This is a genomic window from Tabrizicola sp. (assembly GCF_041911175.1).
Taxonomy (GTDB): Bacteria; Pseudomonadota; Alphaproteobacteria; order Rhodobacterales; family Rhodobacteraceae; genus Tabrizicola.
Genome location: NZ_JAYRPN010000146.1, coordinates 1 through 11,149, shown reverse-complemented (window position 1 = coordinate 11,149; position 11,149 = coordinate 1). Strand labels below are relative to the sequence as shown.

Sequence of the window (11,149 nt, the reverse complement as noted above, 5' to 3'; positions counted from 1 at the left end):
GAACCGGCGCGCCTCGCCCAGCGCGCGCGGCTTACCTTTGGCCCCCGCGACGTCGCGGGCTTCCACCCAGGCATGCCGCCCAAGGTGGATGTCGAGGTGCTGGGCCTCCTCGGCCCCGAGGGCGCGCTGCCGCTGCACATCACCCGCTGGGTCATGGGCCGGATGTCCGACCGCTGGTTCACCGAGGGCAGCGATGCGGCCTCGGACACCACGTTCCTCGATTTCTGCAACCTCCTCCAGCACCGGATGATGGCGCTGTACTGGCGGGCCTGGGCCGATGCCCGCCCCGAGGTGCAGATCGAACACGAAGCCGCCGGGCGGGTCCGCGCGCTGGTCGAGGCGCTGGCGGGGGTCGCGCTGCCGGGAACCAAGCCGACGGGGCCGGATGCGCAGACCCGGCTGAAGCTGCGCCATGCGACAGCGCTGGGTCGGCAGGTCTACAGCGTCGAGCGGCTGACCGCCTATCTGGGCGACGTGCTGGAGGCCCCGGTCACACTGGTGGAGTTCCTCGGCACCTGGACGGAGATCCCGCCCCGCCTGCAATCGCGCCTTGGCAAGCAGCACGCCCAGCTTGGCCGCTCTGCCGTCGTCGGCGCGCGCAGCTTCCAGCGGCAGACGCTGGTCGAGCTGCGGGTCGGCCCCCTGCCGCTGTCGCGCTTCGCCCAGTTCCTTGCCGACCCGGCGCTCACCGCCCGCCTGCGCCACGCGATCCGGCACGCGATGGGCCGCGAGATGGAGTTCAACCTGCGGCTTGTCCTTTCGCGCGAGGAAATCCCCGACGCCCGTCTTGGCCAATGCCAGCTTGGTCGCACCACCTGGCTGTCGCCCAAACGTCAGCGGGATGCTGACGATCTCCGCCTCTACCACGTCGCCGCAGTGGAGGCCGCATGACCCTGCGCCTGACCATCGAGCACAGCCCCCACCCCCAGGACCGGCGCGAGATGCGCCATCCGGGGGGCGAATTCTCCATCGGTCGGGGGGCGGAATGTTCTTGGCAGCTGAACGACCCCGACATGTATGTCTCGCGCAAGCATTGCGTGATCACCGGCGAGGCGGGGCAGTTCATCGTCACCGATGCCAGCCGGGGCGGGCTTTTCATCGACGGCAAGGACCAGCCTTTGGGGCCGGGGAACGCCGCCCGGCTGGAACCGGGGATGCGCCTGCGACTGGGCGATACGGTGATCCGGGTGGAGATCGAGGCCGCTGCCCCCGTGGCGACGCCCCGGACGCAGGCCCCGGTGCAGCGGCAGATGACGCATGACGACTTCTTCTCGCAGCCGGTGACACCGCCCGCGCCGGTCCAGCGTCCGCAGGGCTTGCCGCAGCCCTTCGACACCGGCGCGACCGACGCCCGCCGCTACGATACCACCCCGGACCGCGCGCCACCGCCGCCGCTCTTCGACGATCCCTTCACACTCGACCGTTCCGTCGCCGCCCGGCCCACCGGCAGCGTGCCGGAGCCCATCGCGCCCCGGAAGGACGATTTCGGCTTCGGCGCCTTCTTCGACGAACCGACGAAGCCGCGCGCGGCGGAACCGCCATCCGTGCAACCCGCCGCCGCGCCCGCAGGCAGTGACTGGTGGGCGATGCCGCCCCCGGTCGCCGCGCCGGAACCTGCGCCACCACCTCCGGCGGTCGAACCTTCCCCACCCCCTCCCGCCCCACCGGAACCTCTCCGGCTGGTCCCCGAGGGGGCCGCCGCGCCCGTCACCGACGAGGAGAACCGCACCCGGCAACGCGGCGAACCGGCAATGCCTGCGCCGGAACCGCCGAAGCCCGTGCCCGCCGCTGCCCCGGTGGCTGCGGCAGATACGGGCCTGCGCGAGGCCTTCTTCCGGGGCCTTGGCCTCGATGCCAGCGCCACCGCCGACCCTGTGGCCGAGATGGAGGCGATGGGCCAGCGCTTCCGCCTCTTGGTCGAGGGGCTGATGCTGATGCTGCGCACCCGCGCCAAGGAAAAGCAGAACGCCCGCGTCGCGCAGACGGTGATCAGCAATACCGACGTGAACCCGTTGAAATTCCTGGCTTCCACCAACGAGGTCATCGCATCGCTGGTCGCTCCGAAGGGACCCGGCTACCTTGACCCCGACACCGCGATCAATGGCGCCTTCCGCGACCTTGCCGACCATCAGGTCCGGTCCTGGGTGGCGATCCAGTCGGCACTGCGCCGGATGATCGACCGCTTCGATCCGGCCGAGGTGGAGAAGGACCTGGAGCAGCTCGGGATGCTGGGAAGCCTGCTTTCGGGCGGGCGGAATGCGAAGCTGTGGAAGGCCTATACCGACCGCTACAAGGACATCGCCCGCGCCGCCGAGGATCGTTTCCTGGGCGAAGTGGGTGCCGATTTCAGGGACGCATACGAAGGCAACAGGGAGAAAAGCCATGACGATTGAGACTGGAATTCCACGCCGTGCCTTTCTGGTCGGTGGCAGCGCGCTTCTGCTGGTTGCCTGCGCGCCCGCCGGTCCAGGCGCGGTGACCATCGTCGCGCAGGGGGCGGCGGGCATGAACCCCGGCCCGGATGGCGCCGACCGCCCGCTGACCCTGCAAATCCTGCAGCTGCGGGGCGCGGGGGCTTTCGACGGGGCCGATTTCTACGGGCTCCAGAACGCTTCGGCCACGCTGGGCGGCGATCTGGTCAAGGCCGACACCATCGCGCTGGCCCCCGGCGGCAAGGCGACGAAGACCCTTGGGCTCGACCCGACCACGGCGCTGATCGCCGTCGTTGCGGGCTACCGTGACCCGGCGGGCAAGCAGTTCCGCGCGAAGTCTGCGGTCTCGCCCACCGACACGGTGACCTTCGCGCTTGACGTGACCGCCAGCGGGATCAAGCTGACCCCGATGTGACTTCCGCCGCGCGTGCAGGAACAGGACTGAAGAATGAGTGACAAGAACAAGGTCGTCTGGTCCGAGGGGCTGTTCCTGCGCACCCAGCACCTGCAGCAGCAGGACCGCTATACCGAAGGCCTGGTGCGCGGCGCGCTCCAGGCCGTGCCGATGCAGGCCTGGGGGTTCCGGTCGCTGGTGCTGGACAAACCGGCGCTGGATGCCGGCCGCGTCGCCATCGCTGAGGCGAGCGGCATCTTCCCGGACGGCACCCTCTTCGCGATCCCCGACACCATGTCCGCCCCCGCGCCGGTGCCGATCAAGGCGGACATGGCGGGCCTTGTCGCGCTGGCGATCCCCATCGAACGCGCGGGCAGCGCCACCATCGACCCCGCCCATGCCGAACCCGCGGGCTCGCGCTATCGGGGCGTGATCCAGACCGTCCGCGACGCCATCCGCGGCGGGGCGGAACCGGAGGATGTGGAGGTCGCCCGCCTTGCCGCCCGTCTCATCCTGCCGGGCGAGGACGCGGCGGGCTACGTCGCCCTGCCCGTGGCGCGCGTCGAGGGATTGCGCGCCGATGGGTCGGCCGCCGTCTCCGAGGGCTACCTCGCCCCCGCGCTTTGCCTTTCTGCTGTGGCGTGGTACGCGGGGCTGGCGCAAGAGGTCGTCACCGGCCTTGACCGCATCGCCGAGGCGCATGGCAAGCTGGTCCTCGGCGGGGCCGGGCGGTCGATCGAGAACCTGCTTCTCCTGGAACTCGCCAACACCGCGCGGCCCCGCGTGGCCCACATGCAGGCGCAGAACCTGCACCACCCGTCCGAGCTGTTCATGGAACTGGCAGGGCTGGCAGGGCGGATGGCGACCTATGGCTCGTCCTCGCGCAGGCTGTCCGACCTGCCCGCCTATGACCACCTAGACCCGCAACCCGCCTTCGCCGCGCTGGCCGATACCCTGCGGTCGCTGATGCTGTCCCTGCGGCATGTCGAGCCGAAGTCGCGCGCGCTGCAGGTCGCCCGACACGCCCAGAACATCTGGAAGGTCCGGATCGACAACCCCGACATCCTGAAGTCCAGCCGCATCGTCCTGCGGGTGGGGTCGGACATGTCGGACGAGATGCTGCGGCGGATCTTCGTCAGCCAGGCAACGGTTGGGGCCGCGGATGCCTTCGAGAAGCTGTGGAAATCCCGCCTGCCGGGCATTCCGCTGAAACCCCTCCACTCCCAGCCGCGTGAGATCCCTTACGACGGCGAGAGGCTGTGCCTGGAGCTTGACCAGAAGTCCGAACATTTCGCCCAACTGTCCGACGCGCCCGGCTTCGTCATCGGCGTCTCGGGCGCGCTGGAGCGGGAGCCGGAAATCGACTGCTATGCCGTGAACCGATGAGCAACGAAGACGATCCCTTCGGCCTGTCGAACGACGCCGGGCGCACCCGCATCCGACCGGTGAAGTCGAACACGCCCGCCACCACCCCGGTGCAGCCGACCTTCGGCGGCGGCCCTCCGCCGACGCAGGGCTATGGCGGGCAATCCGGGGGGCAAGGCTTTGGGGGTCAGGGCTACGGGGGGCAGCCCTTCAACGCCCCGCCGCAGGATTATGGCCAGGCCGGTCGCGGGCCGAAAGCCCGCCTGACCCGCGCCAATCCGAACCCGCTGATCGTCGCCTTCGCCTCGCTTCTGGAAGTTGCGCCCGAACTGGAACGCGCGCTTCCCCCCGCCAATGCCGAGGCGCTGCGCCTGCGCCTGCAGGATAACCTGATCGACGCCCGCGACTCTGCGGTCGGCATGGGCGTCCCGATGACGCGGGCCAACCAGGCCGCCTGGTTCGTCGCCGCGCTGATCGACGACATCGCGCTGAACACCCCCTGGGGCGGGCATTCCGGCTGGCCGCGCCAGCCGCTGGTCGTGGGCCTGTCGGGCGAGGTGGACGCCGGGACCAAGTTCTTCGACCGGCTGGAGGAGCTGCTGCGCTATCCCAACCGCGACCCCGAGATGCTGGAGCTTGGCTTCCACTGCCTGAACCTCGGCTTCCGCGGCAAGCACCGGGTGCAGGGCCGGACCGGCGACTCGGCGCTTCTCGCGCTGCGCTCTTCCATCGCCCGCGCCATCCGCAACCCGGAAGCCGAGGCGGCAGAGCTTTCCCCGCACTGGCAGGGCGTCGTCGCTCCCGACGAAAAGCCCCGTTTCGCCGTGCCCTTGTGGACCATCGGCCTTGCCGCCCTCGCGGTCATCACCGCCATCTATGTCGGACTTGGCATCCAGCTTTCCAACAAGGCGACCCAGCTTTACGCGCTTGCCCGCCTGCTCCCGCCCCCCGACCGGGCCGAGATCTTCCGCCCGGTCCGCACCAACGCCGAGCCCGCCGCGCCCGAGATCAAGATCGAGCCCGTGGTGCTGGAACTGGTCCCCGCCTGCCTGGCCAAGGCCCCCGCCGACACCGCCGCCGCCCTGACCGGCAAGGACGACGTCGCCCTTGCCTTCTTCACCCTGCGTGGCTCGAACCCCGAGGTCTTCCGCAGCGCCAAGGCCGACATCAACGATGTGTATTCGCCGCTGGTGAACGCCCTTGCCGACTGCATCAAGGAAAACATCGACGTCATCGGCAAGGTCACCATCATCGGCCACACCGACAGCGTTCCCGTCCAGGCCTCGAACCCCTTCGCCTCGAACCAGGGCCTGTCCGAGGCCCGCGCCAAGACCATCGCCGACCTGCTCATCGCTGACGGAGTGCCACCCGAGTTGCTGGCAGCCGAGGGCCGCGCCGACAGCGAACCCGTGGGCGACAACAAGACCAAGCAGGGCCGGGCCGAAAACCGCCGCATCGAGATCAAGATCGAGAAGAAGCTCTAGATGAAAGTGATCAAGGCCATCTTCCGCTTCCTCTTTTCCCGCCGGTTGTGGACCTTCATCGGCATCGTCCTTCTCTGCGCCTTGATCTGGCTCTTCGGCCCCCTCGTCTCGGTCGGCGACATGGTGCCCTTGGCCGACGATCTGGTGCGGATGATCGTCATCGCGGTCATCCTCGTCCTCTGGCTCTTCTCCCTCCTCCTCGCGCAACTGCGGGCTGCCAAGAAGAACCAGCTGTTCGTGACCGAACTCGCGACGCCCGAAAAGCCCAAGGCCGCGCTGCCCGGTGAGGCCAACGTCGCCGAGATCAACACCAAGTTCGCCCAGGTCCTGACCGAGATGAAACGGTCGAAACTCGGCGGCAGGAAGTTCCTGCGCGACATGCCCTGGTATGTCATCATCGGCCCGCCCGGCAGTGGCAAGACCACCGCCTTGCGCCAGTCCGGCCTGCACTTTCCCATCGACCTGTCGGATGACCTGAAAGGCGTCGGCGGCACCCGCAACTGCGACTGGTTCTTCACCGAGGACGCCGTCCTCGTCGACACCGCAGGCCGCTACGTCCAGCAACAGAGCGACCCGGAAATCGACTCGGCCGAATGGCTGGGCTTCCTCGACATGCTGAAGAAGCACCGCGGCAAGCGCGCGCTGAACGGGGTGATCCTGACCCTGTCGCTCAAGGAGTTGCTGGCGGGCGAGACCGCCGTTCGCGAGCATGGCCGCGAGATCAGGAAGCGCCTGGCGGAACTGCGGGAACGGCTGCAGATCCAGCTGCCGGTCTACCTGATGCTGACCAAGGTCGACCTCGTCCCCGGCTTCGAATCCTTCTTCGGCAGCCTGCCCACCAAGGACCGCGAGCAGGTCTGGGGCGCCACGCTGCCGACCGATGCCCGCATCGACCGGACCACCATCGAACGCGAGGTCAAGGCGCTGCTCGCCAACCTCGAAACCCGCCTCACCACCCGCATGGCCGAGGATGTGCCCCTCGACCAGCGGGCCGAGGTCTTCCGCTTCCCCGCCCAGGTCGAACGGCTGGAAGCGCCCTTGAAGCTACTGATCGACACCGTCTTCGGCGAAAGCCGCTACGAAGAAAGCCCCTGGCTGCGCGGCTTCTACCTGACCTCCGCCACCCAGGAAGGCTCGCCCATCGACCGGCTGGTGGGCGAACTGGCAGGGTCGTTCGGCCTGAATGCCGACAGCCCCAGCCGCCGCCCGTTCGGCGAGAAGCGCTCCTACTTCCTGCGCAACATGCTGACCGACCTCATCTTTCCCGAGGCTGGTCTCGGCACCTTCGACGCCGCCGCCGAAGAACGCCGCAAATGGCTCTGGCGCGGCTCGCTGGCGGGGGCGTCGCTGCTCACCCTCCTCGCCGGGCTCCTGTTCCTGTTCAGCTTCCTGCGCTATTCCGGCGGCATCGACGACCAGGAACGCCTCCTGGCCGATCTTTCCGGCCGCCTGGCCAATGTCGCCGCCCGCCAGGCCCCGACGGATCCGCTCGACCTGGAACTGGCGCTGGACGGCGTCACCGAGATCAAGGCCGCCGCGACCGAAGTCACCGCATCGCCGCTCACCTTCATCGGCCCCACCGCCCGGTCCGAACTGGCCGAGGCGCAGCGCATCGCCTATGACCGTGGCCTGCGCAACATCCTGGAGCCCCGGATGGTCGCACTCCTCGAAGCGACGATGTGGCGGCAGATCAGGGACCCGGAATACCTGCTCGGCGCGCTCAAGGTCTATTACATGATGACCGGCCTTGCCCCCTACGACCGCGATTTCGCGGCCCGATGGTGGCAGGAGCAGCTTCCGGTGAACGCCCCGATCGACCCTTTCCCGACCGATGCCGCGCTGGAGCATCAGCTGGCCGCCATCGACCGCATGGGCTCGGAGGAAAAGAAGATCGCCCCGGACGACGCCCTCGTCCAGCAGGCGCTGCAATCGATCTGCACCATCCCGCTGGCCGCTCGCGCCTACAGCGCGCTGATCACTGACCCCGCAGTCACCGCCCTGCCCGAATGGATCCCGGCGGAAAAGGCGGGCCCCAACGCCACCCGCATCCTCGCCCGAACCTCGGACAAGACCCTGCGCGTCGGCTTGCCCGGCGCCTTCACCTATGACGGCTTCCACAACACGGTCCTGCCGCTGATCCCCGAGGTCGCCGCCACCGCCGCGCTCGACCAGCAGGTCTTCGCGGGCGGCTGCGCCGAAAGCTCCGATGCACCGGTCGCCACGCTGGAGGCCGATATCCTGAAGCTTTACCAGGATGACTTCATCGCCCAATGGGACGGCATCCTGCGCGACATCCATCTGGCGCCGATCACCGACCTTCAGGTCGCAGCCGTCAACCTGAAGGATCTCGCCAGCCCCGACAGCACGCTTCGCCGCCTTGTCCGCGCCGTGGGGGACGAGGTCGACCTGACCCGCGTGATCCCCGAGGAAGAGGGCAGCGCGGCGACCGACGGGCTGGCCAAGAAGGCCGTCGCAAAGCTGGGCAAGGTCGGCAAGCTTCTGAAGGCGGGCAGCAAGCTTGCCACCTCGACCGGCGGGGTCGCCGATGGCCCGCCCCCCGGCAGCGACGTGGCCCTGCATTTCGCGCCGCTGAAAGCCGCCATCGAGGAGGTCGACGGCGTGCCACCGCTACTGGATGACGTCGGTCTGCAACTCGCCGGGCTGGCGAACGAGATCGCGACGGCCAACAATTCGGGAACCGGGGACAAGACGTTGTTCGAGCGTGGCGGCCTGCCGGAACTGACCGGCGCCGTCGCCAATGCCGCCAAATCCCTGCCCGATCCGCTGGATGACTGGGTCGCAGGCATTGCCGGCCAGACCATCGCCATCAACCGCGAGGCCGTCGTCAGCCAGCTCAACGACCGCTGGCGCGCCGATGTCTACGACTTCTGCGTCAAGGCGACCGAGGGCCGCTATCCCTTCGACCCGGCCTCGGCCATCGACGTGAACGTCGCCGACTTCCGCGAGCTGTTCGCCCCCGGAGCGCGGATCGACAAGTTCGTCACCGACAACCTGCTGCCCTACATCGACACCACGGCCCAACCCTGGGCCTGGCGTGCCGACTTCGGCCTCGACAATGCGCTGCTCGCCCCATTCGAACGGGCCCGGTCGATCCGTGACGGCCTCTTTGCCGGGGGCGCTGGTCCGGTGATCGGCTTCACGCTCCTGCCCAAGGATCTTGCGCCGAACGCGACAAGCGTCACCTTGAGCGTGGACAACCAGGTCCTGACCTACACCAATGCGGGTGCCCTGCCGATGCACATGACCTGGCCGGGCCCGGACGGCACGAATCAGGTCACGCTTACGTTCAGGCCGACGGATGGGACCGGCGACATGCTCGCGGCGGAAACCGGTGCCTGGGCCTGGCTGCGCCTGATCCGCAAGGGCAACCTTTCGGCCACCGATCTGCCCGAGGTCTTCAACCTTCGCCTCGGACTTTCGGGCTATTCCGCCAGCTTCGAGATGCGCGCCGACTCGGTCAACAACCCCCTCGATCTGAAGATGTTCGGCAACTTCAAATGCCCGACGAAGTTCTGACGCCGGAAGAGGACGAACGTCGTCCGCTGGCCGGGTTCTACGGCAAGCTGCCTGCCACCGGAGATTTCGTCTGGCGCGGCCTGCCCGCTGCCTTCCGCAAGCCCTGGGATGCCTGGCTGACCCGCCACATCGCCCCCCTGCAACGCGAAGGCGCAAGCTTCCCCGAAGGGGGCCTGCGCTTCCGCCTGCCCTCGGGCGGTCGCCTCGCCGCCGGAGTGATCACCCCCAGCGAGGACAGCGCGGGGCGTCAGTTTCCCCTGTCGCTTCTCCTCATCGCCGAAGGCGACCTGACCCCTGACCAGATCGATCCCTGGTGCGATGCCGCCCTCGCCCTCGACCCGGCAACCCTTGCTCCCGACCCGCTCTGGCTCGCCCTCGACGCGCTTCCCGCGCCCAGTCCGCAGGGCAAGGCCAGCGGCCCGATGGATCTCTGGACCCCGGAGCACGCGTTCACCGCCGATCCCGCAAACCCGGACATCGCCCTTCGCGCGCTCCTCCCTCCAGCCTGAGCGCGCCCGATCCAGCCTTTCACATTTGCCCAAATATCCCCGCCGGAGGCACGTCCGAGCGGTTTCTCGTCCTTCACGAGAAACCGCGAGACAAAAGGTACGCGCGGAACGCGCTCGATTCGAAAACCGCCCCGACCCGCTCAGTTCTGGTTGATCTTCGCGCCCTTCATCGTGATGTTCCCGTCCGCCTTGGCGTTTATCTTGCCCGAGGCGGTAAGGCTGATGTCCTTGCCCTTGATGGTGATCGTGCCGTCCTTCTTCATCGTCACCTGCGCGTCGCCGCATTTCAGGGTGATCTCGTCGGTCACGTCCAGAATGAACTTCTTGCCGACCTTCACCCCCATGTCCTTGCCGACATTGACCATTTCGGCATTGGTGATGTCGGTCGCCCGCCCCTTCGCGACCTTCAGCGCCACATCGCCAGAGACGTTCTCGGTCTGGTTGCCGCCAACCGTCATCGACTCGTCGCCGCCGACAGATACCGTGCGCTTGCCGCCGATGGTCCAGCTGTCGTCCGACCCGACCGAATGCGTCTCCGACGCTCCGACCGTCACGTCGCGGCTGGCGCCGATGGTCATCGTCTGCGCCGCACCCACCGTCCGCGTCTCGGTCGCGCCGACCGTATCCACCCGCGCGGCCCCCACGGTGATCGTCTGCATGATCGCCACCGTCTGGGTGTGGTTCGAGCCGATGGTTTCGGTCGAGTTCGAGCCAATGCTGATCGTCTCGTTCGACCCCACCGTCAGCGCGCGGTCGACCCCCACGCTTTCGGTGTCGTTGTTGCCGATGCTGGTGGTCTGGTCATGGCCCACCGTCACCGACTTGTCGTGGCCCACCGTCTCGGTCCGGTCGTGGCCGATGTCCTGCTTGGCGTCGTGGCCCACATCCTCGGCGAAGTCGTTGCCGATGGTGCGGGTTTCGTTGTTCTTGACCAGCTCGTTGTGGTCCTTCTCGGCCTGGAAATAGACCTCTTCCGACCCTTTCTTGTCCTCGAAGCGCATTTCGTTCCAGCCGCCGCCGCCGGGCGAGGAATTGGACTTCCAGCCCGATTGCGTCGCGCTTCCGGGCAGACCGTAGGGCGGCATCTGCGCGGCGTTGTAGACCCGACCGGTGATGATCGGCATGTCCGGGTCGCCCTCCAGGAAGTCGACGATCACCTCCTGCCCGATGCGGGGGATCTGGATGAAGCCCCAGCCCGACCCCGCCCAGACCGAGCTGACCCGGACGAAGCAGCTGGAGTTCTCGTCCTTGCCGCCCAGCCGGTCCCAGTGGAACTGCACCTTCACCCGGGAGTATTCGTCGGTGAAGATCTCCTCACCCGAGGGTCCCACCACCACCGCCGTCTGCGGCCCCGACATCAGCGGCCTCGGCGTGCGGCGTTCCGGGCGGAAAGTCAGCGACAGCGGCTGCAGTTTCAGCCGAACCCCG

General features: G+C 68.2%; 8 protein-coding genes. 7 read left to right on the top strand and 1 reads right to left on the bottom strand.

The window, feature by feature from the left end:
• From tssG to tagF, 7 genes are all read left to right on the top strand, one after another.
• A partial coding sequence (gene tssG / locus ACE3P6_RS20045; RefSeq protein WP_374398196.1) for a type VI secretion system baseplate subunit TssG occupies positions 1 to 891 on the top strand: 891 nt, incomplete at its 5' end.
• Entirely contained in the window at positions 888 to 2,393 is a 1,506-nt protein-coding gene (gene tagH / locus ACE3P6_RS20040; protein WP_374398195.1) for a type VI secretion system-associated FHA domain protein TagH, read from the top strand. The genes tssG and tagH, both read left to right, overlap by 4 nt.
• Complete coding sequence (gene tssJ, locus ACE3P6_RS20035) at positions 2,383 to 2,847, top strand: type VI secretion system lipoprotein TssJ (protein WP_374376920.1); 465 nt, start codon at positions 2,383 to 2,385, stop codon at positions 2,845 to 2,847. Before tagH ends, tssJ begins: the two co-directional genes overlap by 11 nt.
• Before the next feature lie 33 nt (positions 2,848 to 2,880).
• The gene (tssK, locus tag ACE3P6_RS20030) at positions 2,881 to 4,212 is read left to right on the top strand and encodes a type VI secretion system baseplate subunit TssK (protein ID WP_374398194.1); all 1,332 of its coding nucleotides are present in this window, start codon (positions 2,881 to 2,883) and stop codon (positions 4,210 to 4,212) included.
• A complete protein-coding gene (icmH, locus tag ACE3P6_RS20025; RefSeq protein WP_374398193.1) occupies positions 4,209 to 5,675 on the top strand; it encodes a type IVB secretion system protein IcmH/DotU in 1,467 nt (488 codons plus the stop codon). Before tssK ends, icmH begins: the two co-directional genes overlap by 4 nt.
• A complete protein-coding gene (tssM, locus tag ACE3P6_RS20020) occupies positions 5,676 to 9,212 on the top strand; it encodes a type VI secretion system membrane subunit TssM (protein ID WP_374398192.1) in 3,537 nt (1,178 codons plus the stop codon).
• Positions 9,194 to 9,721: a type VI secretion system-associated protein TagF gene (gene tagF / locus ACE3P6_RS20015; protein WP_374398191.1), complete on the top strand. Its 528-nt coding sequence runs from the start codon at positions 9,194 to 9,196 to the stop codon at positions 9,719 to 9,721. The genes tssM and tagF overlap by 19 nt, the downstream gene beginning before the upstream one ends.
• 140 nt (positions 9,722 to 9,861) lie before the next feature.
• Here tagF and ACE3P6_RS20010 read toward each other — a convergent pair.
• Positions 9,862 to 11,149 (bottom strand): type VI secretion system Vgr family protein (locus tag ACE3P6_RS20010; RefSeq protein ID WP_374398190.1); only part of this gene is annotated, 1,288 nt, incomplete at its 5' end.